This is a genomic window from Deinococcus radiodurans R1 = ATCC 13939 = DSM 20539, from assembly GCF_000008565.1.
In the GTDB taxonomy this organism is placed as follows: domain Bacteria; phylum Deinococcota; class Deinococci; order Deinococcales; family Deinococcaceae; genus Deinococcus; species Deinococcus radiodurans.
Map to the genome: position 1 here is coordinate 1,672,052 of NC_001263.1, position 22,230 is coordinate 1,694,281.

Sequence of the window (22,230 nt, forward strand, 5' to 3'; positions counted from 1 at the left end):
AATTGAGTCCCGGAGATGTCCGGGCGCAATTTTGCGCGGAGCGCATGGAAAAAATACGGTTTTAAGGCGATGGACGGGCATCCGGCGCCTTTCCGGATGTTCGGGAATCGGATTCAAACCGTATGACGCATTTGACAAAAAGAGGGCACAGCTTTTTGGTGAGCGCACTCGGAGAACTGCTCCAGGGCGAGGGATCGTCCCGACTCATACGGAGCTGAGTGCGCGGAAGAGATGGCGGCGCTTTTCCGACTTCTCTGAAGAAGAGTTCAGCTCCGTATCAGTGCCCCAGAATCTTGCTGAGGAACTGCCGCGCCCGCTCGTGTTGCGGGTTCTGGTAGAAGGCCTCGGGCGTCGTGTCCTCCACGATGTTGCCCTGGTCGAAGAACAGGATGCGGTCGGCCACTTCGCGGGCAAAGCCCATTTCGTGAGTGACGACCAGCATGGTCATGCCGGTGCGGGCGAGTTCCTTCATCACGTCAAGGACTTCCTTGATCATCTCGGGGTCGAGGGCCGAGGTCGGCTCGTCGAACAGCATGATCTTGGGTTCCATCGCCAGAGCGCGGGCAATGGCGACGCGCTGCTGTTGCCCGCCCGAAAGCTGCGCGGGGAACTTGTAGGCCTGCTCCTCGATGCCCACGCGCCGCAGCAAATCCAGGCCGCGCGCCTGCGCCTGCGCCTTGTCCACGCCGCGCACACGGGTGGGGGCCAGGGTGATGTTGTCGAGCACCGTCAGGTGGGGAAACAGGTTGAACGACTGAAAGACCATGCCGACCTCGCGGCGAATGGCATCGAGGTTGCGGGCGCCCTGAAGCGGCAGGCCATCCACCGTAATGGAGCCGCCGTCGTGGGGGTCGAGCGCATTGATGGTGCGGATAAAGGTGCTTTTGCCGCTGCCCGACGGCCCGATGATGACGACCACTTCACCCTGGCGCACGGTCAGGTTGACGCCGCGCAGGGCGTGAAAGGTGCCGAAGTGCTTCTGCACGTTCTGCGCCACGATGATCGGCTCGCCCACCGTGCGGGCAGAGACGGCCACCGCGCCGGCAGCGGGGTCAGAGGAAAGGGGAGCAGTCATGGGCGGGATTCTAAAGCGTTGCCGGGGCAGCGTTGCTGGGGCGAGGCCACCCGGCGGCCTGACTTTGCAGACGAAAACCCTTCGCTGGCAGCGCTTCCAGCATCATCAGGCCGCTGTGCTAGCATCGGCGGCGACCACACCCCAGGATACGTCCCAGCGCAACCGACCCGGCCCCCGGCCCCGACTGCCCTGTGCGTGCCCTGTCTTCAACGGAGGAACCCATGAAAAAGACCATCACTCTCAGCGCCCTCGTGCTGGCCGCCACTGCCACCGTCGCCTTCGCGCAAAACGCCTTTATCACCATCGGCTCGGGCAGCACCACCGGGGTGTATTTCCCTGTCGCCACCGGCATGGCGAAGATGATGAACGACGCGGGCGGCCTGCGCGCCAACGCCCGCTCGACCGGTGGCAGCGTGTTCAACATGAACGGCATCAAGTCCGGCGAACTCGACATGGCGATTGTCCAGAACGACGTGGCTTACTACGCCTACAAGGGCACCGGCATCGACGCCTTCAAGGGCAAGGCCAACCCCAACGTGCGCTCGCTCGCGGTGCTCTACCCCGAAGTGCTGCACGTCATCGTCCGTAAAGACGCCGGCATCAACACCATCGCCGACCTCAAGGGCAAGCGCGTGGTCACGGGCGACCTCGGTTCGGGCAGCGAGCAGACCGCCGCGCAGGTGCTCGAAGCGTATGGCCTGAGCTTCAGCGATCTCGGCCAGCAACTGCGCGTCTCCCCCGCCCAGGGCATCAGCCTGATGCAGGACAAGCGCGCCGACGCGCTGTTCTACACCGTGGGCGTGGGCGCGAGCGCCATTTCGCAGATTGCCCAGACCACCGACGTGAAGCTGATTCCGGTCAGCGGCAACCAGGCGGCCTCGCTGCTCAAGAAGTACCCCTTCTACGTGCGCTACAACATCCCCGCCAAGAGCTACAAGGGCCAGGGCGCGACGGTGCCCGGCGTGGCGGTGCAGGCCACCCTGGTGACCAGCTCGACCCTCGACACCGACACCGTGTACAAGGCGATGAAGGCCGTCTTCTCCAACGAGAAGGCGCTCAAGACCCTGCACCCCACCCTGGCGGCCAACTACGCCGACGCCAAGGCGATTCAGGGCCTGCCTGCTCCGCTCCACCCCGGCGCCGTCAAGTTCTGGAAGGAACAGGGCCTGAACGTCAAGTAAGGTCTAACCGTCTGAGGGCCTCACTGTCTTAGAATGCCCTCTTCCACCGGGCCAGTCCCTTTTGTTTCGAGACTGGCCCTTTTTTCTTCCCCCAAGCATGAGGACAGTATGAGTGATCCCACCAAACCGATTTCATCCGACCCCGCGCTGTCGCCGCCCGGCCAGGAGATGACCGAGGGCGAGCGCCGCGCCCTGGAAATGGTCGAAGCCGCCGAGACGGGCGGGCGCAAGCTCCTCGGCTGGCAGGCCGGCCTGGTCACGACCATCGCCGTCGCGTGGTGCCTGTTTCAGATGTACGCCGCCTGGAACGGCACGCTGGTGCCGACCACCCTGCGGGCGATTCACCTCGCCTTCGCTTTTGCGCTCGCCTTTCTGGTCTTTCCCTTCCGCAAGACGCCAGGGCGCCCGCAGGTCGGGATTCCCTGGGGCGACTGGTTACTGGGGCTGCTGGCGACTGGGAGCGCCGCCTACTTCGTTATCGAGTACGCCAACATCGCCGCCAACGGGGGAATCCGCGACGGGGTGCCCGCCGACTTGTGGGCTGGGAGCGCGCTGGTCGTGATGCTGCTGCTCGCGGCGTGGCGCACCATCGGGATTGCCATGCCGCTGATTTCCACGGCTTTTATCCTCTTCGCCTTCATGGGCGCCAAGGGACTCTTGAACCTCACACGACTAAAGTCGCGTGATTCTCACTTCGCAGACCATTGCCCGCCGAAGCAGGTCTGACATAGCCTCCATGAGCGTTTAAGGTGTCTGAGATTCCCGCAGCCACCAACGCTTCACGCCGAATGTTCAGCGCAGCGTTCTCGTCTCGGTCATGGGTTTCCCCACAGTTCGGGCAAGTCCATGTACGGACGGCAAGATTCTTCACTTCGGGATTCTTGAATCCGCAGTCATGACACAACTGGCTAGATGGAAAGTAGGGGCTGACTTTAGATACCAGTCGCCCGTACCACGCTGCCTTGTATTCCAACTGCCGGATGAACTCACCCCAGCCCGCATCACTGATGCTCAGTGCAAGGCGGCGATTTTTCCGCATGTTGTCGGGTTTAAGGTGTTCGGTTCCGATGATTTCGTACTCACGCACCAGGGAGGTGGTGAGCTTGTGAAGGAAATCCTGACGCTTATTGACAATGCGCTTGTGAATCCGAGCCAGCTTGGTTTTCGCTTTCCCGTAACGTGCGCTGCCCTTCTTCCGTCTGGACAGGGTTTGCTGAGCTTTACGAAGTCTTTTCAGGGTGGAGCGGTAATATTTCGGATTCTGTTCATGCTTAAACCTCACGCCATCGGTCACGATGGCAAAATCCTTGATGCCGACATCCACACCCGCTGCAAACTTGGGAGCCGCAGGCAGGTAGGGAATCTCGACTTCACAGAGAACGGACGCTTCGTAATGGCCTTCGTGAATACGGCGCACAGTGACATTCAGAATCTTCCCTTGAATATCCTGCTGGCCCTTGGTTTTCACCCATCCCAGCTTAGGAAGTTTGAGCCTACCTTCCCCAATTTGGATGTTGTTGTTGGTGAATTGAGTCCGGTAGGACTCTCCCGTGCGCTTCTTTCTGAAACGTGGGAATCCTACCTTTTTACCGGACTGCTTCACAGTCCGAAAGAAGTTCTTGTACGCGGTCTCAAGGTTTTTCAGCGAGTTCTGCAAAGCAAACTTATCTACTTCCGAGAGCCAGGAGGTTTCTTCAGCCTGCTTCAGAAGGGTCAGTTCGCTACTCGTTTGCCCGTAGGTCAGTCCCTTCCCGCTTTCCTTGTAGGCCGCAATGCGACGGGCAAGGAAGTGGTTGTAGACGAACCTTGCGCTACCCAGCGTGCGGTTAATCAGTTCAGTCTGAGCCGCATTTGGGTACAGCCTGACCACGAAAGCCTTATTCCTTATCATGCTGGCTCTCTATGTATTTCTGAATCTGAGCGCGGGTGTTTTCAGAAACAGTCAGGATGCAATACGACGGGTTCCAGAGATTGCCGCCCCACAGCTTTTCTTTCAACTGCGGGTAGGCCACGAACATCCGACGTGCGGAAGCGCCTTTCAGCGCCTTCACGAAGTCGGGGATGGCTTGCTGTGGGGTTGCGCTTAGCAGGAGGTGAACGTGGTCAGGCATGACTTCCATCGTGATGACTTCCAGCCCGTTCTGAGCGGCAATGTCACGCAGGATGTCTTTCAGTCCATCAGCAACCTCACCCACCAACACCTGATGACGGTATTTCACGCACCAGATGAGGTGGTATTCAAGCTGATAGACGTAACCCCGGCCTTTCTTCATCTCAAGGGGAAGAATAACATATGTCATCTGGAAAAGCTAGAGGCTTCCGCTTTTCATCGCCCTTTTCAGGGCGAGAGGGGCTAACTCATGACTGAAGTCACGAGTGTGCGCCCCTCAAGCATCAAGGCCATTCAGACGCCCTTTCACGGCGGCTACACCTGGCCGCAACTGATGGGCCAACTGGCGACGAACACCGAGGGCATCTTCGGGACGGCGCTGGGCGTATCCGCGCAGATTGTCTTTCTCTTCGTGCTGTTCGGCGCCGTGTTCGACAAGCTCGGCGCGGGCGACTGGTTCATGCGGGTCGCGCAGAGCATCCTCGGCAGTTTCCGGGGCGGGGCGGCGAAGGCGAGCATCCTGTCGAGCGGGCTCAACGGCATCATTTCCGGGTCTGCCGTGTCCAACGTGGTGACCGGCGGCAACATCACCATCGGCACCATGATTCGCACCGGCTACAGCCGTGAAAAGGCGGGGGCCATCGAGGTCGCCAGTTCCAGCAACGGCCAGTTGATGCCCCCGGTCATGGGCGCGGCGGCCTTCATCATGGCGCAGAACCTGAACATCGAGTACCGCTCGCTGATTCTGGCGGCGGCGATTCCGGCCTTCCTGTGTTACGCCGCGCTGCTCGCCGTGGCGCACATCGAGGCGCTCAAGCTCAACCTGCGCGGGCTGCCGCGTTCCGAACTGCCGCCGCTGAAACGGACGGTGCTGGAAGGCTGGTACTACATCCTTCCGCTCGGCTACCTGATCGGCATTCTGACCGTCAACCCGGAAGCCAACCCCGAGCGCATCGCCCTGAACACCATCCTGATCATGATGGTGATGATGTTCGTGCAGGAAGGCTTTTTTGCTAACCGTGACGGACGCGGCCTGGGCCAGGGCCTGAAAGACGGCGCCCGCAAACTGATTGAAGCCTTCGAGAGCGGCGCCCGCAGCATGGTTGGCATCGCCATCGCCACCGCCGCCGCCGGCATCATCGTGGGCATCGTGACCATCACCGGGCTGGGCTTCGGCCTCGCCGACGTGGTGGAAAGTGTCGCCAACCTGTTCCAGATGCCCTTTCTCAAGGTTCTGGCGGTGCTGGTCATGGGGCAACTGATCGCGCTGATTCTGGGCATGGGCCTGCCGACCACCGCCAACTACATCCTGATGAGCGCCCTGATCGTGCCGATCATCGCCCGCGTGGCGGGGCTCGACACCTCCAACCCGGCGCAGATGCTCCCGGCGCACATGTTCGTCTTCTACTTCGGCATCATGGCCGACAGCACCCCGCCCGTGGCCCTCGCGGCCTTCGCGGCGGCGGCGATTTCGGGCGGCGACCCGGTGAAAACCGGCGTGCAGGCCTTTCAATACGAACTGCGGACCGCCCTGCTCGCCTACATGATGTTCTTTAACCCGCAACTGCTGCTGATTGCCCACGACCGGCTCGGCGGCCTTCCGCTGGCCGAGGCGATTCCGATGATTCTCTTCGCCTTTATCGGCCTGGTCGCCTTCAGCGCCGCCACCCTGCGTTTCCTGCACCGCAAGACCAACCCAGTGCAAATGCTAATGCTGCTCGTCGCCGCCTTCGTGCTGATTATCCCGACCCACATTGCTTACAACCTAGGCGCGCTCGCCCTCATCGCCGCCGTGTACTTCTGGCAAAAGGCCGGCAGCCGGAGAGAGCCGCCGGCGCCGCTGCCCACCGCCGCGTAAGCGCCTGCTCTCTACGCCCGTTTCCCTGACCGGAGATGGGCGCATTTGTATTGTCCTCACGTTTGTTCAAGCTTTCATCACTTCAGGGTCAGTTTCGGGGTGCAGAGTGAGAGGCATGAAAAAGATTCTTCTGGCAAGTGTGGCCGGCGCGGGTCTGCTGGCGAGTTGTGGCGGCGTGCTGACTGCTGACCCGGTGACGAACCTCGCCGTGAGCAGCTACAGCACCGATTGGCAGCTGAACAGCGACGTGCGCGATCAAAACGGACAGGTCATCCCCAAGGGGACCTACCTGATCTGCGACAACAAGAACACCAAGATGCAAGTCGGTGTGACCTTCCAGGGAGGGTTGCAGCAACTCGCCCTCCAGTTCAAGGGCTACAACACCGGCACCACCAAGACGGTGGCCACCAACCCCCTGAACGCCACCAACTCCTCGGGCAGCGGCACCTACGAGTACACCTTCGGTCCCAACACCGCCCCCCTGAGCGTGGGCGGCGGCAACCTGAGTGCTCAGGCCATTATCGTCAACCCCATCACCAACGTGACTGTCAAGGGCTATACCTACGTGCGCGTTCAGGGTTATGACCTGGCTGGCAATGCCAGCAACGTCGCCACCAGCCCCACGGCTATTCCTGTCGCCGACTGCGCCAGCTAAAGACACCGACGCTGAAGGGCCTTCCCCACCGGGAGGCTCTTTTTTTGGCATCCGTCCCTATAGTTGATAAAAATACTCAACTTATCTGCTATACTCCGACGCATGAAAGTTGCACTCCTCTCCCTTCTCACTCTGACCCTCGCCGCCAGTGCCCAGTCCCAGCAGGCCAAAGAGCTGCGGCTCGGCGTGTTTCCCAACGTGACCCACGCGGCGGGCCTGGTCGCCATCAACAAGGGCCTGATTCAAAAGGAACTCGGCAGCGGCGTGAAGCTGGTTGTCCGCGAATTTGCCAACGGCTCGCAGGTGAACGAGGCGCTGGCAGCGGGCGCCATTGACGCTTCCTACGTCGGCCCTGGCCCGGTCATGAACGCTTTCATGCGCGGCGTGCCGGTGCAGGTCTACGCGGGCGCGGCCAACGCGGGCGCGGTGCTCGTGGGCCGCAAGGACAGCGGGATTCGCAACGTGAAGGGCCTCGCCGGGAAAAAGGTCGCCGTGCCCACGCGCGGCTCGACCCAGGACATCAGCCTGCGCCACCTGCTGCACGAAAACGGCCTGAAGGCGAGCGACGAGGGCGGCAACGTGACCATCGTGCCGATTGACCCGGCCAACATGCCCGCCGCGTTCGTGGGCAAGCAGGTGGACGCCGCGCTGGTGCAGGAGCCCTGGGGCGCCATCATGGAAGGCCAGGGCGCCAAGCTCATCGTGAACGAAAAGGGCGTCTGGAACGGCGGCAACTACACCTCCACCGTACTCGTCGTGAACACCAAGTACGCCGCTGCCAACCCGGAAACCGTCAAGGACCTGCTGCGCGGGCACCTCGCCGCCATCAATCTGATCAACAAGAGCAACGCCGGGGCGCAGAAGGCGATTTCGGACCAGATTTACGCCTTTACCGGCAAGCGTCCTAACAGCGCAGAACTGTTCAAGGCGCTGGCGCGCACCAAGGTCACCTGGGACATCAACCTGCAAACACTGGGCGAGTACGCGCAGCTCAACAAGGAAGCCGGTTTTGCCCGCGACGTGCCGGACCTGAACAAGTTCGTGGACCTGAGCGTGGTCAAGTCACTGGCCAAATAAGCCGTAAGACCGCTGTGTGTCACGCCCTCCTACGCTGGGGGCGTGATTTTTGTTGCCCCCACGAGGCCCTTTTAATGCTCGCCCGCGCCCGCAGTGTGGCCCTGATCGGCGTGGACGCCGTGCCGGTGGAAGTCGAGGTGGACGTGTCGCCGGGGCTGCCGGCGTTTACAGTGGTCGGCTTGCCCGATCAGGCCGTCAGCGAGGCACGCGAACGGGTGCGGGCCGCCGTGCGGAACTCGGGACTGCCTTTTCCAGCGGCTAGAATTACGGTGAACCTCGCGCCCGCCGACTTGCGCAAAGAAGGCCCGCTGTACGACCTACCGATTGCGCTGGGGTTGCTCGCCGCGCAGGAACTGCTGCCGCAGGAAGCGCTGGAAGAAACGATTGTGGCCGGGGAACTCGCGCTGGACGGCAGCCTCCGACCCATCGCGGGAGCAGTCAATCTGGCGCTGCTGGCGGCGGGGCATGACCTCGAAGCCCTGCTGCCGGCGGGCAATGCGCAGGAGGCGGCACTCATCGAGGACGTGAGCGTGTTCGGCGCGGCCACCCTGCGCGAGGCGGTGGCGCATCTCAGCGGGGCGGCGCGGCTGCCGCTGACGCAGCCCGAAACGCCCGAGGACGACGCGGCGCTTTTTCCTGACCTCGGCGACCTCAAGGGCCAGACGGCGGCGCGGCGGGCGCTCGAAGTCGCGCTGGCGGGCGGGCACAACCTGCTCATGGTCGGCTCGCCCGGCTCCGGCAAGACCATGCTGGCGCGGCGGGCTCCGGGCCTATTACCTCCGCTGACCCGTGCCGAGGCGTTGGAAGTCACCCGGATTCACTCGGCGGCGGGGCTGCTGACCAGCCGGGGCAAGTTCAGCCGCCACGCGCCGTTCCGGGCGCCGCACCACACGGTGTCGGACGCGGGGCTAATCGGCGGGGGCAGCATTCCCAAGCCGGGGGAAGTGTCGCTGGCTCACCGGGGCCTGCTCTTTCTCGACGAGTTTCCCGAATTTTCGCGCAAGGCGCTGGAGACGCTGCGGCAGCCGCTGGAAGATGGCCGGGTGACCATCAGCCGGGCGCGGGCGACGGTGGAGTATCCCGCCCGTTTTCAACTGCTGGCGGCCATGAACCCGTGTCCCTGTGGGCACTACGGCGACCCGGAAAAGCCCTGCACCTGCACGCCGAACGAGAGAACCCGCTACGCCGCCCGGCTGAGTGGCCCGCTGCTCGACCGCCTCGACCTGATCGTGAAGGTGCCCCGCCTGACGGTGGACGAGCTGACCCGCGCCCCGGAGCCGGAGACCTCCGCGCCGGTGCGGGAGCGCATTGCCGCCGCGCGTGAGCGAATGCTGGCGCGGCAGGGGGGCCGCAACAGCGACCTCGCCGGGCAGGCGCTGCGCGAACATGCGCCGCTGGCCGCCGGGCCGCTCGCCTTCGCGCAGGCCGCCGCCCGGCAACTGGGCCTCACCGGGCGCGGCTACGACCGGGTGCTGCGGTTGGCGCGCACGGTGGCCGACCTCGCGGGCAGTGACGAGATTCGGGAAGCACACCTTGCCGAAGCGGTGACGTACCGGCCACGGGAACTGGCGTAACGCTGTGTCCAGCCCACCGCCCCTGTCAACTTCGCCTTCTTTGCTGGGCGCGGTGGGCTTCCTGGCGTGTTTGATGTTCGCGCTGCTGGTGTGCTCTGGCTTCGCCCAGGCGCAGCTCACCCCCTGGCTGGGCCTGGCCGGGAGCCTGTTGATTACGCTGGACACGCTCCGGCAGGTTGACAGGACCAAAAGGCAGCACCCGCTGTGGGGCAAGGACCCGCTTTATCCCCTGCTGCTCGGCCTGAATGCAACCCTGGCCCTGGCCTATCCACTTGCGCTGGCCGGGCTGGGGTTGCTGCTTTTCGGCCTGACCGAGTTGCTTACCAGGCCTGACCCGCTGCTGCTCGGCCTGAGTGCGCTGGCCCTGGCACCGCTGGGCTACGGGCTGCCCTGGGCTGTGGCAGCGTTCTCACGTCACCTCGACCCGGAGCCGCCGCAGCCGGACGACTTTGCCGTGGCCGGCGAAAGCGAGCGGGTCTGCGGGCTGGAAGTGAGCGCCGAGGGGCAGCTGTTCGTCGTCTGGGACAAAAACCGTGACCGCTGGCGGGGGGAGCCCAATGCTTACAGCGAAGCAGACGGAAGAGTCCGGCTTCCGGTGCGCGGAATTCGTCTTCCGGCGAATAGGCGCGAAAAAAGCTTGCTGTGGGCGCTTTCCAGGGCGGTGGTCTGGCGGACATACGGTACCAAGCGGCGCAACCGAATTCACGCTCTTCCGCTGTACCGGTTGGCCGACGGCGGTGAAGACACCGAACCGTATGTCCTGGTCAAGACCCGTTACGGCAAGTGGCAGCAGCGCAGCACTGGCGAGCGTTATGCGTCGCTGGCCGAGCTGCTGGTTGGCTGGGGGCTGGCGGTGCCGTACAACACGCAAACGAGTGCAGATTTGCCGGAAGTATTTCATGGCGAGGCCTTCAGCCCTTTTCTGAGCCGCGAGGAGGACGACCGGGTGCGCAGGCGGGAGCTGATGCGCGGCCTGCTGCTGCTGGTTGTCCTGGGTCTTTGGCTGCTGTGGCGTGGCGGTTTCCTCCAGCTCTAACACTATCTGACACTTCAGCCGCCGCTTTTTTTCTTTGCGCTGGGCAGAGGAGCACACCCAGAAAAATCCATCTAAAGGCGGACGCCCGGCGCGCGGCTTTCCCTGACTCTGCCAGCATGTTGAGAACCGCTTTCGTGCTGACGGCTGGGCTTCTCTCTGCGGCACTGGCCGTTTCAAACAGCTTGACGGTGTGGCTGCCGGAGCAGGGGCAGACGGCGACATTAAGCAGCCAGGGACTGACAGCGGCGGATGGCGGGCGCATCGTCCTTAACCGCCCCGCGTACGATTTGCCGTTTGAGCGGCCTATCTCCGGCGGCTTCGTGCGACTGACTCCGGCGGGTAAAACTGACCCCGCCCGGCTGGAAGTGGTGCAGGGCGGCAAGGTGACGGCCTCGCGGACTTTTCCCGAAGCGCGGTATGGCGCCAGGTTGCAGGGGACGGAACGAGGCCCCTGCGTGAGCTCTACGGAGACAGACAGTGACAAGAGCATCACCCGCTGCTTTGCGCCCGACCTGAAAACGGAGTGGGTCAAGTTGCCCGGCCAGCCGTTTCTTAGCGCTAGCGGGAAAGTGGCTTACACCATTCTGACGGATTGGAAGCTGGAAAAACCTGCCGGTGACGATGTAGACGTCATTCGCCGTGACCTTGGCACAGGCGAGGAAGTGACCCTGAGCTACCGCGTGCCACTTCCCGGTCAGACTTTGGTGGTGCCCTCCGGGATGTCTGACCCGATTGACCGCCGCGCCACTCTCGGGCTGGCTGCCGAACTGCCCGGCGAGCGTTACCTCGTTTGCGCCAACACGACCATTCCCAAAGACCCTTGCCGCCTGGACATCGTTGACCGCGACTTCAAGAAGCTCTTGAGCCTGCAAGGCAACGCTTATATTCATCTGCCGCAGGCCACCAAAGACGGCAGCAAAGTCTTCTATTTGGGCAACACCCTGCAAGTCTGGGACGCCTACACCGGCAAACGCCTGAGCAGCATTCACGACCCGCTGTGGGAGAAAAACAGGCAAATCCCGCTGCATGCTTACCTGACGCCCGACAGCACGCAGGCGGCGATTCTGACTGCCGGCATCAAAAACGGCTGGCCTGACTCCAACAAAATGACGGCTTACCTCTACCGCCTGAGCGACAGCAAATTACTCGGTAGCTTTGCGGTGAAGCCATAAAAAACCCCCTCCAGGGAGGAAGGGGGAAAGAGCGTTAAGGTTTACAGCAGGCCACTGCGGCGCAGCAGGGCGTCGGCGTCGGGGTCACGGCCCATGAACTCGCGGTAGAGCGCGGCGGGGTCTGCGCTGCCCCCCCGGCTGAGAATGCTGTCCACGTAGGCGCGGCCCGTTTCGCGGTTGAAGATGCCTTCCTTGGCGAAGCGCGAGAAGGCGTCGGCGTCCAGCACTTCGGCCCACTTGTAGGAGTAGTAGCCCGCGCCGTAGCCGACCGGCGAGCTGAACAGGTGGTTAAAGCTGGCGACCTGCGCGTAGTTCCCTGGCAGCTCAGTGGGGTAAAAGCGGGCCATCACGTCGCGGGCCACGGCCACCGGGTCTTCCTCGCCGCTGGGGTCGTACTCGACGTGCAGCGTCAGGTCGGTCAGGCCGAAGGAGTACTGGCGCATGGCGAAGTTCGCGGCGCGGTAGTTCTGGGCCTTCACCAGCTTCTGGAACAGGTCGTCGGGCAGTTTCTCGCCGGTCTGGTAGTGCCGGGCAAAGAGGTCGAGGGCCTCGCGCTCCATCACCCAGTTCTCCATAATTTGCGAGGGCAACTCCACGAAGTCCCAGGCGACGTTGGTGCCGCTGAGCGACTTGACCGGCACGCGGCTCATGGCGTGGTGCAGCAGGTGGCCGAACTCGTGGAACACCGTTTCCACCTCGCGGATGCTCAGCAGGGCGGGGGCATCAGCGCCCTGCCCTCCTGAACTGGGCGGAGTCATGTTGCCGCACATCAGGCCGAGGTGGGGGTCTACGCCGCCTTCTTTCGGGCCGCCGGTGATAAAGGCGTTCATCCACGCGCCGCCGCGCTTAGTGTCGCGTGGGAACCAGTCGGTGTAGAAGCTGGCGATGTGGGTGCCCGCCTCGTCGAAGATGTCGTAGAACTTAACTTCGGGGTGCCAGCCGGGGGCCTGGGCTTCTTTCACCGTGATGCCGAAGACGCGGCGGCAGATTTCGAACAGGCCCGAGAGCACGTTGTCGAGCGCGAAGTAGGGCCGCAGGGCTTCCTCGTCGAAGTCGTACTTTTCCTGACGCTGCTTCTCGGCCCAGTATGCAATGTCCCAGGGCGCCAGGGCGGGCGCGTCGGCTCCGGCCTTCTCGCGGTAGTACGCCTCCAGCTCGGCGTTTTCGCGCTCGTAGGCGGGGCGGGTCTTGGCGTCGAGGTCGCGCTCGAAGTTTAGGGCGCCCTGGCCCGACTTCGCCATGCGGTCTTCCAGCACGTAGTCGGCAAAGTTGGCGAAGCCCAGAATCTCGGCCTGCTCGCGCCGCAGCTTCAGAATCTCGCGGATCAGCGGGCGGTTGTCGCGGCCTTCCTGCTGCCCCAGCATTCCGCTCGCTTCCCACAGTTCGCGGCGCAGTTCGCGGTCGTCGGCGTAGGTCAGGATGGGTTGCAGCGTGGGCGCGTGCAGCGTCAGGCGGTGGTCTTCCTGGCCTTTGCTCTGGGCGTCCTGGCGGGTCGCGTCCTGCACGCGCTGCGGCACGCCCCCCAGGCGCTCCGTGGGCACGTACAGTTCGTAGGCGGCAGTGGCGTCCAGCACGTTCTTGGCAAACTGGTTGGTCGTCTGGGCGAGCTTGGTGTTCACTTCCAGCAGCCGCGCCTTCTGGTCGTCGGGCAGGTCGGCCCCGCCCCGGCGGAATTCGTCGGTGGTCAGCTTGAGGTGCCGGGCACGCACCGGGTCGAGCCCCTTGGCGGTGTCCGTCTCTCCAAACGCCTTGAGCGCCCCCCACAGCCCCGGATGCAGGCTGAGTTCGGTATAAAACTGCGTGGTTTTGGGGATGATGGCCTCGGTAGCGGCTTTCCACTCGTCGCTGCTGACCACGCTGTCGAGATGGTGCACGATGGTGTTCACGGTGCCGAGCTGCTCGGTGAGGGTGTCGAGGTCGGCCATGAAGTTCTCGAAGTTGCGTTCGCCGGAACGGGCCAAGTTTTCCACGCGCTCCCGTGCCGCTGCCAGCAACTCGTCTACAGCAGGTTCGGCGTGCTCGGGGCGAATCTGGTCGAAAGGAATCTTGAAACCGATATTCAGCAGCGGGTTGCTGCTCTGAGCAGTGGATTGTGTCATCGGGGACGAGTATAGGCCGGGAAGCTCAGGGACCGCTCAGCCGGGTGGCGTATGGACGGGGCGCCGTGGCGCTGCTCAACTGGTGCATGGAGACGCCCCTTCCCCACCTGCCCGGCGTGGACTTCCGGCCCGCCGCGCCCGACGATTTGCCGCAACTCGCCGCACTTTTGAACGCGGCGCACCCGCAGTCGCCCACGACGCCCGAAGACATCCGGCGCCTGGATGCTCTGCGGCAGCCCGGCGAGGCGTTTGGGCGCACCCTGGCCCTGCGCGGCGGCGAACTCGTCGGCCTGGCGGAAACGGCGGTGCCACGCTCCGAGAACTACCCCGGCTGGTTTCTCGTCGAGGTGGCCGTGCAACCGGGAGAATGGGATGGCCCCCTGCCCGCCACGTTGCTGTGGCACGCCGAGGCGTTTGCCCTCGCGCACGGCGGCCACACGCTGCTGACGCGGGTGAAGGAAAGCTGGCCGGAGAAGAGGCTGTACGAGGCGCACGGGTACGCCGAGCATGACCGGCTGTGGAATAGTGTGCTGGACCTGCGGACGCTCGATTTCGGACTCTTCCCCGCGCCGGAAAGGACGGCAGCGGCGGCGGGCGTAACCATTCGCACCCTGAGTGAGCTGGGCGGGCTGGACACCGAAGCGCAGCAGCGCAAACTCTACGCGCTGTTTCACGCCCTGCTGAGCGACGTGCCGAGCGCCACGCCGATCAAAGTTTGGCCCTTCGAGCTCTGGCAACAGCGCTACGTGCCTCACCTGAAGCACCCCGAAGGCGTGTTCCTGGCCGTGACCCCGGACGATAAGTGGGCCGGCCTGACCGAGTTGCATACCCCACGCGCCGCGCAGCCGCAGATGCTGCAAAACGGCCTGACCGGGGTGCGCCGCGAGTGGCGGGGGCGCGGGCTGGGGCTGGCGCTCAAGCTGGTCGCCGCCCGCGCCGGGCTGGAACGGGGCTTTACCCACGCCCGCACCAATAATCACAGCGTGAACCGGCCCATGCTGGGTATCAACGAGACGCTGGGCTTCATGCGCGACGAAGCGACGGTGACGCTGAAACGCGAAGCTCCGCCGCTCACTGTTCAAGCACCGCACAACGGTTAAGAAGCTCTGCATTGCACTGTCCCCCCACTGGGTGCTAGGCAGACACATCGTCAGCCGCCTACACTGTCGCCCAGCCTGTGGAGGCGACCTTGCAACCCCCTGTCCCCGAAATCCTGAAAGTCTCTGCCGATTCGCGTCCTCATTCGGTGGCCGGTGCCATCGCCGCGCTGCTGCGCTCGCAGGGGCGGGTGGAGGTGCAGGCCATCGGCCCGGCGGCGGTCAACCAGGCGGTCAAGGCGCTCGCCATCGCACGGGGCTACCTCACCGAGGACGGCCTCGACCTCAGCACCCAGCCGGCCTTCGTCAAACTCGAAGTCGAGCAGGAGGAGCGCACCGCCATCAAGCTCGGGGTCTACGCCTACCGCCTGACGGACGTACAGTAAAAGGCACAAAAACCGCCCGGAGCCGCTGCTTTGGCGGTCTCCGGGCGGTCTGCCTCCAAGCTCAGGCGCTTTGCTCTTCCGTCTCCCAGTCCAGAATCACTTTGCCGCTCTGCCCGCTGAGCATGGCGTCGAAGCCCTGCTGAAAGTCGCCGATGCCGTAGTGGTGGGTGATGACCGGCGTGAGGTCCAGGCCCGACTGAATCAGGGCGGCCATCTTGTACCAGGTTTCGAACATCTCGCGGCCATAGATGCCCTTGATGGTGAGCATCTTGAAGATGACGGCGTTCCAATCGATCTGCACCTCGCCCGAGGGAATGCCGAGCAGCGCGACTTTGCCGCCGTTGTTCATCACGCTGACCATCTGCGCGAAGGCAGGCCCCGAGCCGCTCATTTCCATGCCCACGTCGAAGCCCTCGTGCATGTCGAGTTCCTGCGTCGCCACCGTCCAGAGGTCCTCGCGGGCCACATTCACGGCGCGGGTCACGCCCATCTGCCGCGCGAGGTCGAGACGGTAGTCATTCACGTCGGTAATCACCACGTTGCGGGCGCCCACGTGCCGGGCGACGGCGGCGGCCATGCAGCCGATGGGCCCGGCGCCGGTAATCAGCACGTCCTCGCCCACCAGGTCGAAGCTCAGCGCCGTGTGCACCGCGTTGCCGAAGGGGTCGAAAATAGCGGCGACATCGTCGGGAATGTCGTCGGGCAGCTTGAAGGCATTGAAGGCGGGCAGCACCAGATACTCGGCGAAGGAGCCGGGGCGGTTGACGCCCACCCCCTGCGTGTTGCGGCACAGGTGGCGGCGCCCGGCGCGGCAGTTGCGGCAGTGCCCGCAGGTGACGTGGCCCTCGCCGCTCACCCGGTCGCCGATTTCGAAGCCGCGCACTTCCGAGCCCATGCCCGCGACCACACCCACGTATTCGTGCCCGACGACCATCGGCACCGGCACCGTCTGGCTCGCCCAGTCGTCCCACTTGTAGATGTGCACGTCGGTTCCACAGATGCTCCCCTTGCGAATTCGAATCAGCAGGTCGTTGGGACCGGGCGTCGGCACCTCGGTTTCGATCATCCAGATGCCCTCGCCGGGCTGCTGCTTGCTCAGGGCCCGCATCCGGGCAGGGGTGGGGGCGGTGGTCGTGGTCGGGCTGGAAGTTGCGGTCGAGCTGGGAGAAGTCACGACTTCACGTTGTACGCTGCTCGCCCGCCCGGCTGCAAGCGGCGCGGGGGTGGCCGGAGTCCCGACCGGCTGGACAGCGTGAAAGTCCCATCAGAAGGGCAGCATCAGTGAAGACTTGAACACTTCCATAAGCCGCCCTGCGCCCGTCCTCCCTGCCGAGCGCTTAGGCTGGAGGCATGATCAAGTACCGTAAGCAAAACGCTCTGGAGCCCGAGAAAGACGCCGAGATCACCCTCAACTTGACCCCGCTGCTGTTTTTCACAGTCGGCTACGTCGCCATGAAGGCGCTGCTGGGCAGCGTGCGCCGCCTGAGCTGAGCGGCTCCCCTCCCCCGGCGGCCCCATTTCGTGCTGAAGCGGGCCGCTTCCTGCTGTCTGTCTCCTGACAGGCGGGTGCGCTAAGGTGTGCTTTATGACCAATCCTCCTCAGACTCCGCAGCAGCCGCAGCAGTTCAAGAGCGTGCAGAGCAACCGTTTCGTGGTCCCCGGCTGGACCGGACTGGTCCCCGGCAAGCCCGATACCATCGAAATTCAGTTCGACGTGGACCCCGGCGACCTGAAGCGCGAGAACGGCTGCCTCCTCATCGAGTACTGGGCCACCCCCGACGACCTGACCCTTCAGAGCGTGCTGCCGATTCGCGCCTTCAACACCGCCAAGGAAGAAGGCGCCGGCTGGTGCGTGTTCGTGCCCGCGCAGGGCCGCGTGCTGGTGCGCGCGCTCGACCCCCAGCCCAACCCCCCGATTCTGGCGAGTCACTGGATCAACGTGGACCCCGAAACGGTCCCCGGCACCACGGTCAACGTGAACGTCAACTTCCCCGACCCCCAGCCCACGACCAGCCAGAACCTGCAACTCAACAGCTGAAGTTCCTCTGAACTGACCGCCGCCCCGCCTGTGGGCGGTTTTTTATTGCTTCCCAACCCCCAGCATCACTTCTAGCCCGCGCCGGGTGGCCGCCAGTGCCTCGCCGATGCGCCAGCTCGCGCGGTCACGCGGGCCGACGGCGTTGCTGACGCCGCGCAGTTCCAGGGCGGGCACCCCAGCAAGCAGGGCAGCGTGGGCAACCCCGGCGCCTTCCATCCCCTCGGTCAGCGCGCCGGGAAAGCGAGTTTCCCAGGTCACGGCCTCGGTAGCACTGGCGGTCACAGTGGAGAGGGTCAGCATAGGCCCAAAGGCCGCTCCCGCACGCTGGGCCAGGTCGGCGGCGCCCTTCCAGGCGGCAAAGTGCCCAAAGTGGGCCGCGTCTGGGCGCACGCTCAGGCCCAGGTCTTCCAGCCCCAGCCAGGTCGCGCCGTCCTGGGTGCCGAGGTCGGCCTGGATGAGGTCGCTCGACACAGCGAGGGCGCCCGGCCCCAACCCGCTGCCCGGATATGCCCCAGCGATGCCCGCACTTACGGCGAGGTCGTAGGACCCGGCCTGGAGTGCCGCCGCTGTTGCCAGAGCCGCCGCGACTGGTCCTACCCCGCTGACGACCACCTCGGCAGGCAAATCGCGCAGGCGCTCGGCCTCGGCAGTGGTAGCAACGACGATGAGGACGCGGCGGGGCAGGGAAAAAGGCATGGGCGCAGGGTGCCACGCGGCAGGCCGGTTGCCAAGCGCGGACCCACGTCAAGCTCGGGCAGGGGCTACACTCTGGGGTGATGTTGCTGTCTGCCGTTTATCTGGTCATTACCGCTCTGGCCGTGCTGCTCCTGCTCGCTTTTTTGCTGCGGGGCGGCGTGGCGCGGCCCATGACGGTGTGGGGCCTGTCGGCGCTGCTGCCGCTGCTTGCCGCGCTCAGTGTGGCCCTGACCAGCCAGGCGCGGGCCACCCAGACCCTGGCGTCGTACCACCCGCAAAGTGTGCCCGTGGTGGTCGAGACGGCGGGCGAGCAGTACGACGCGGTGCTCAGCGCCCGGCAGGCGGCCTGCCTCGAACGCGCCAAGCGCTTGCAGATCGACACCGATTTCCGCGCCGAAAAAGACAGCGAGCCGATTCCCCTGCGGAAAGGGTCGCAGGTGACCGGCGAGCTGCCCACTCAGGCGGTGGTCGAGGCCCTCGGGGTGAAAGGCCAGTTGAACTGCCCCGAGTTCCGGCATGTGGTGACGAAGAAATAACGGGAGACCGTCCGGTGGCCCTGACTACAGGGGTCTTTACCCGGGATGCAGACCCCCAGGCCATCTCCCCTCACCTCTCCCATCCTTATTCCCCCAGATACCGCCGCAGCTCGTCGATGGAGTGCCCGGTGCCGATGACCACCAGTTTGTCGTGGGCGCGCAGCTCGTCCTCGGCGCGGGGGGTGACTTCCACATTCCCGTTGCGGCTGACCGCGATGACCTGCACACCAAAGCGGCCCGTGAGGTTGAGTTCGCGCAGGGTGCCGCGCAGTCGCTCGTTGGCCTCGATTTCGACGATGGCGTGGTCGCTGCCGAGGTCGAGCGTGTCCACGATGTTGGGGGTGGCGATCTGCCTGGCGAGGCGCACGCCCATGTCGTGCTCGGGCCGGATGATCAGGTCGGCGCCGAGGCGCTCGAGCACGCGCCGGGCCATTTCGTCGATCGCTTTGGTCACCACGTAGGGCGCGCCGAGGCTTTTGGCGTTCATGGTCGCCAGGATGTTGGCCTGCACGTCGGTGCCGATGGCGACGACCACCACGTCGAAATCGCCCACCCCGATGGCACGCAGCGCCCGTTCCTCGGTGGCGTCCACGATGGCGGCGTGGGTCACCAGGTTCATGACCCGCTCGACATTTTCCTCGGTGCGGTCGATGGCGACGACCTCATGGCCCATCTCGTACAGGGTGGTGGCGACAGCGGTGCCAAAGCGGCCCAGGCCGATGACGAGGCACTGTTTAATCTTCATCGGGCTGAGTGTAGAGCACACTCACCGCGCTACCCCACCAGAATGTCGTGTTCGGGCGGGTACTTGACCCAGCGGCTGCGGGTGGGCCGCAGGTTGAAGGCCACCGCGAAGGTCAGCGGCCCGATGCGCCCGAGGTACATCAGCGCGGTCAGGATGAGCAGCCCGGCGTCGTTGAGCTTGTGGGTGGTGTTCATGCTCAGGCCCACGGTGGCCGCCGCGCTCACAGTTTCGAACAGCAGGTGGGTAAAGCCCAGCTTCGGGTTGGTGGCGAGCATGGCAAAAAAGGCCGTCGCCACCAGCAGCGTGTAGAGCGTGGTAATCGCGCCCGCCCGCACGAGGTTGTCGTTCATCACCCGGCGCTCGAACAAGATGAGTTCGCCGCGCCCGCGCACCATGTTCCACGCGCTGCCGACCAGGATGGCGAGGGTGGAGGTCTTGATGCCGCCCCCGGTGGAGCCGCTGCCCGCGCCGATGTACATCAGGCCGATCAGGGTAAAGAGGCTGGCGGTCTGCAACCCCTCGATATTGACGGTGGAAAAGCCCGCCGAGCGCGGCGTCATGCTCTGGAAAAAGGCGGCGAGCAGCTTGCCGGGGGCGCTCAGGCGGGCCAGGGTGCTGGGGTTGTTCCATTCCAGCCCCAGCAAGACCAGGGTGCCCAGCGTGAGCAGCACGGCGGTGGTGAGCAGCGTCAGTTTGGAATACACCAGCAGGCGGCTGCGGCGCCGGTTGCGCAGATGCGCCACCACGTTGAGCTGCACCAGAAACCCCAGCCCGCCCAGAATCACCAGCCCGGCGAGGGTCAGGCACACCAGCGGGTCCTGCGCGTAGGGCGCGAGTCCACCTGACAGCACCACGAAGCCGCCGTTGTTGTAGGCGCTGACCGCGTGAAAGGCGGCCTGATACAGCCCCTCGCCCCAGCCGAACTGCGGCACGAAGCGCAGGGCGAGCAGCGCGGCGCCGAGAGCCTCGGTGACGAAGGTGTAGAGCAAAATGGTCCGCACCAGCCCCAGCACGCTGCCCACGTCCAGCGCGTTGAGCTGCGCGACGAGGTGCTGGCGCTCGGTGAAGTTCACCCGCCGCCCGGTCATGAAGGCGAACACCGTGCCGAAAGTGAGGATGCCCAGCCCGCCTATCTGTACCAGCAGGATGATGAGGACCTGTCCAAAGCGGGTAAACGCCTCGCCGGTGTCGGCCACCGTCAGCCCGGTGATGCAGATGGCGGAGGTGGCGGTAAACAGCAGGTCGATGCTGTTGAGGGCCGCGCCGGGGCGCTGCACGCCGGGCAGGTGCAGCAGCGCGGCGCCGAGCAGGATGCCCAGGGCGTACACCAGCGCGAGCAGTTGCGGCGGCGTCAGGCGCCAGCGGCGTCCGGGGGCGGGCTCCGGCAGCGCGGCGTTCCGGGTCATGGCCGCGCCGCCTTCACCCGATCAGGATGTCCCGGTCTGCCGGGTAGCGGGTAAGCATCTTTTCGGACGCCGGACGGCTGAACGCCACCGCGAAAGTCAATGGCCCGATGCGCCCCAGGAACATCAGCGCGATGAGGACGGCTTCCTGCGCGGTGTTGAGCAGCGGCGTGGTGTTCATGCTCAGGCCCGCCGTGCCGAAGGCACTGACCGTCTCGAAAAAGAGTTGCAAGAACAGCACCTTCTTGTTGGTGTTGAGCAGCAGCATCAGCATGAAGCCCGCCGTGACCAGCCCCATGCTCAGCAGCCCCACCGTCATGGCACGCAGAAGCGTCTCGGTGTCGATGCGGCGGTCAAAAAGCGTGGTGTCGCGCCGCCCGCGCACCATGCTCCACGCCGAGGCGACGATGACGTAAAAGGTGTTCGTCTTGATGCCGCCGCCCGTAGAGCCGGGGTTGGCCCCGATGAACATCCACACGATGGTCATGAACAGCGCCGGAAAGCCCATCAGCCCGTAGTCGAGGGTGTTGAAGCCCGCCGTGCGCGGCGTCACGCTCTGAAACCACGATGCGAGCAGCTTGCCGTGCAGCGGCAGCGGCGCGAGCGTCCCCGGGTTGTTCCACTCGGTCAGGGCGAAAAACACGGTGCCGACCACCAGCAGCACGCCCGTCATGGTCAGTGAGAGCCGGGTATTCGTGCTCAGGCGGTTGCGGCGGCGGTCGCGCAGCCAGCCGAGCAGGTTGAGCTGCACCAGAAACCCCATGCCGCCGAAAATGATCAGCAGCGTGACCACCATGTTGATGAGCGGGTCGGACACGAAGCCCGTCAGGTTGGTGGAATAGAGGCTGAAACCCGCGTTGTTGAACGAGCTGATGGAGTGAAAAATGGCGTAGTAGATGCCGCGCAGTACGCCCTCACGCGGAATGAATGCGGGCAGCAGCAGCAGCGCCCCGAGGCCCTCAAACAGCAGCGAGGTCAGCACAATGGAGCGCACCAGCGAGGTCGCGCTGCCCAGGCTGGTCGCACTCACCTGCTGCTGCGCGTTGATGCGCCCGATGACTCCCAGCCGCCGCCGCAGCGCGAGCGCGAACAGCGTGCCGAGCGTAATGATGCCCAGCCCGCCCACCTGAATCAGCAGCAGCATGACGCTCTCGCCGAACACGTTGAAGGTGCTGCCGGGGTCCACCACCGCCAGCCCGGTCACGCACACGCAGCTCGTCGCCATGAAAAGGGCCTGGATAAAGGTGATGGACTTGCCCGCCTCGTGCGCGAACGGCAGCCACAACAGCACGGCCCCGATGAGAATGGCGGCGGCAAAGGTCAGCGCGATGAGTTGTGGGGGCCGCAGGCGCGAGGTCCAGGGGCGGCGGGTTTCCGCCGGGCGACCCGGTCCTCTTTGGCTGGCACTCTGGGAGGCCAGATCACGCGGGGCAGGGCCAGGACGGGTCATAGAACGGGGCGGATTGTAGCACCGCGCCGGGCCAGGGCCGCG

At 64.7% G+C, this 22,230-nt stretch carries 22 protein-coding genes; 13 read left to right on the plus strand and 9 right to left on the minus strand.

Annotated features, from left to right (window positions below; translation table 11 throughout):
• Positions 1 to 277 precede the first annotated feature (277 nt).
• Positions 278 to 1,075, minus strand: a complete 798-nt coding sequence (locus DR_RS08420; protein ID WP_010888285.1) for an amino acid ABC transporter ATP-binding protein — start codon at positions 1,073 to 1,075, stop codon at positions 278 to 280.
• Between the two features lie 221 nt (positions 1,076 to 1,296).
• Between DR_RS08420 and DR_RS08425 the strand changes: the two genes are divergently transcribed.
• Positions 1,297 to 2,256, plus strand: coding sequence for a TAXI family TRAP transporter solute-binding subunit (locus DR_RS08425; protein ID WP_010888286.1), 960 nt, complete (start codon positions 1,297 to 1,299; stop codon positions 2,254 to 2,256).
• A 108-nt stretch (positions 2,257 to 2,364) separates the two neighbouring features.
• A complete protein-coding gene (locus DR_RS08430) occupies positions 2,365 to 2,982 on the plus strand; it encodes a hypothetical protein (protein WP_027479892.1) in 618 nt (205 codons plus the stop codon).
• Here the strand turns inward: DR_RS08430 and tnpB are convergent.
• Complete coding sequence (gene tnpB, locus DR_RS08435; RefSeq protein WP_010887311.1) at positions 2,921 to 4,147, minus strand: IS200/IS605 family element RNA-guided endonuclease TnpB; 1,227 nt, start codon at positions 4,145 to 4,147, stop codon at positions 2,921 to 2,923. The two genes, DR_RS08430 and tnpB, sit on opposite strands and share 62 nt — an antisense overlap.
• On the minus strand, positions 4,134 to 4,556 hold the full coding sequence (gene tnpA, locus DR_RS08440; protein ID WP_010887312.1) for an IS200/IS605-like element ISDra2 family transposase: 423 nt from the start codon (positions 4,554 to 4,556) through the stop codon (positions 4,134 to 4,136). Before tnpA ends, tnpB begins: the two co-directional genes overlap by 14 nt.
• A gap of 60 nt (positions 4,557 to 4,616) precedes the next feature.
• Between tnpA and DR_RS08445 the strand changes: the two genes are divergently transcribed.
• The 6 genes from DR_RS08445 (at position 4,617) to DR_RS08470 (ending at position 11,738) form a co-directional block, all read left to right on the plus strand.
• Positions 4,617 to 6,224, plus strand: a complete 1,608-nt coding sequence (locus DR_RS08445) for a TRAP transporter permease (RefSeq protein WP_010888288.1) — start codon at positions 4,617 to 4,619, stop codon at positions 6,222 to 6,224.
• Positions 6,225 to 6,339: 115 nt separating this feature from the next.
• A complete protein-coding gene (locus DR_RS08450) occupies positions 6,340 to 6,879 on the plus strand; it encodes a hypothetical protein (RefSeq protein ID WP_227085933.1) in 540 nt (179 codons plus the stop codon).
• A gap of 102 nt (positions 6,880 to 6,981) precedes the next feature.
• Positions 6,982 to 7,956, plus strand: a complete 975-nt coding sequence (locus DR_RS08455) for an ABC transporter substrate-binding protein (RefSeq protein WP_027479894.1) — start codon at positions 6,982 to 6,984, stop codon at positions 7,954 to 7,956.
• A gap of 74 nt (positions 7,957 to 8,030) precedes the next feature.
• Positions 8,031 to 9,530, plus strand: a complete 1,500-nt coding sequence (locus DR_RS08460; RefSeq protein ID WP_164927975.1) for a YifB family Mg chelatase-like AAA ATPase — start codon at positions 8,031 to 8,033, stop codon at positions 9,528 to 9,530.
• 73 nt (positions 9,531 to 9,603) lie between these two features.
• A complete protein-coding gene (locus DR_RS08465; RefSeq protein WP_028328022.1) occupies positions 9,604 to 10,566 on the plus strand; it encodes a hypothetical protein in 963 nt (320 codons plus the stop codon).
• Between the two features lie 116 nt (positions 10,567 to 10,682).
• Positions 10,683 to 11,738, plus strand: a complete 1,056-nt coding sequence (locus tag DR_RS08470; RefSeq protein ID WP_028328021.1) for a hypothetical protein — start codon at positions 10,683 to 10,685, stop codon at positions 11,736 to 11,738.
• A gap of 41 nt (positions 11,739 to 11,779) precedes the next feature.
• On the opposite strand, the gene DR_RS08475 is transcribed toward DR_RS08470, so the two are convergent.
• A complete protein-coding gene (locus DR_RS08475; protein ID WP_010888294.1) occupies positions 11,780 to 13,837 on the minus strand; it encodes a M3 family metallopeptidase in 2,058 nt (685 codons plus the stop codon).
• Here DR_RS08475 and DR_RS08480 point away from each other — a divergent pair.
• Positions 13,831 to 14,937 carry a GNAT family N-acetyltransferase gene (locus DR_RS08480; protein WP_227085934.1) on the plus strand — a complete coding sequence of 369 codons (1,107 nt, stop codon included), beginning with the start codon at positions 13,831 to 13,833 and terminating at the stop codon, positions 14,935 to 14,937. The genes DR_RS08475 and DR_RS08480 overlap by 7 nt on opposite strands.
• Before the next feature lie 89 nt (positions 14,938 to 15,026).
• Positions 15,027 to 15,320 (plus strand): stage V sporulation protein S, encoded by a 294-nt coding sequence (locus DR_RS08485; protein WP_034350254.1) that lies wholly within the window; start codon positions 15,027 to 15,029, stop codon positions 15,318 to 15,320.
• Between the two features lie 61 nt (positions 15,321 to 15,381).
• Here the strand turns inward: DR_RS08485 and tdh are convergent, their stop codons facing one another.
• Positions 15,382 to 16,428 carry an L-threonine 3-dehydrogenase gene (gene tdh, locus DR_RS08490; protein ID WP_010888297.1) on the minus strand — a complete coding sequence of 349 codons (1,047 nt, stop codon included), beginning with the start codon at positions 16,426 to 16,428 and terminating at the stop codon, positions 15,382 to 15,384.
• A 242-nt stretch (positions 16,429 to 16,670) separates the two neighbouring features.
• Between tdh and DR_RS16410 the strand changes: the two genes are divergently transcribed.
• Positions 16,671 to 16,811 carry a hypothetical protein gene (locus tag DR_RS16410; RefSeq protein WP_165439357.1) on the plus strand — a complete coding sequence of 47 codons (141 nt, stop codon included), beginning with the start codon at positions 16,671 to 16,673 and terminating at the stop codon, positions 16,809 to 16,811.
• A gap of 94 nt (positions 16,812 to 16,905) precedes the next feature.
• Positions 16,906 to 17,358 (plus strand): hypothetical protein, encoded by a 453-nt coding sequence (locus tag DR_RS08495; protein ID WP_034350186.1) that lies wholly within the window; start codon positions 16,906 to 16,908, stop codon positions 17,356 to 17,358.
• A 42-nt stretch (positions 17,359 to 17,400) separates the two neighbouring features.
• On the opposite strand, the gene mqnB is transcribed toward DR_RS08495, so the two are convergent.
• Positions 17,401 to 18,054, minus strand: coding sequence for a futalosine hydrolase (gene mqnB, locus DR_RS08500; protein WP_028328020.1), 654 nt, complete (start codon positions 18,052 to 18,054; stop codon positions 17,401 to 17,403).
• Positions 18,055 to 18,134: 80 nt separating this feature from the next.
• Here mqnB and DR_RS08505 point away from each other — a divergent pair, with 80 nt between their 5' ends.
• A complete protein-coding gene (locus DR_RS08505; RefSeq protein WP_034350190.1) occupies positions 18,135 to 18,590 on the plus strand; it encodes a hypothetical protein in 456 nt (151 codons plus the stop codon).
• Positions 18,591 to 18,675: 85 nt separating this feature from the next.
• Here the strand turns inward: DR_RS08505 and DR_RS08510 are convergent, their stop codons facing one another.
• The 3 genes from DR_RS08510 to DR_RS08520 are packed head-to-tail and all read right to left on the minus strand — an operon-like array spanning position 18,676 to position 22,188.
• A complete protein-coding gene (locus tag DR_RS08510) occupies positions 18,676 to 19,335 on the minus strand; it encodes a potassium channel family protein (RefSeq protein ID WP_027479898.1) in 660 nt (219 codons plus the stop codon).
• A gap of 29 nt (positions 19,336 to 19,364) precedes the next feature.
• Positions 19,365 to 20,741 (minus strand): TrkH family potassium uptake protein, encoded by a 1,377-nt coding sequence (locus DR_RS08515; protein WP_010888302.1) that lies wholly within the window; start codon positions 20,739 to 20,741, stop codon positions 19,365 to 19,367.
• A gap of 13 nt (positions 20,742 to 20,754) precedes the next feature.
• Positions 20,755 to 22,188, minus strand: coding sequence for a TrkH family potassium uptake protein (locus DR_RS08520; RefSeq protein ID WP_162177674.1), 1,434 nt, complete (start codon positions 22,186 to 22,188; stop codon positions 20,755 to 20,757).
• Positions 22,189 to 22,230: the final 42 nt, after the last annotated feature.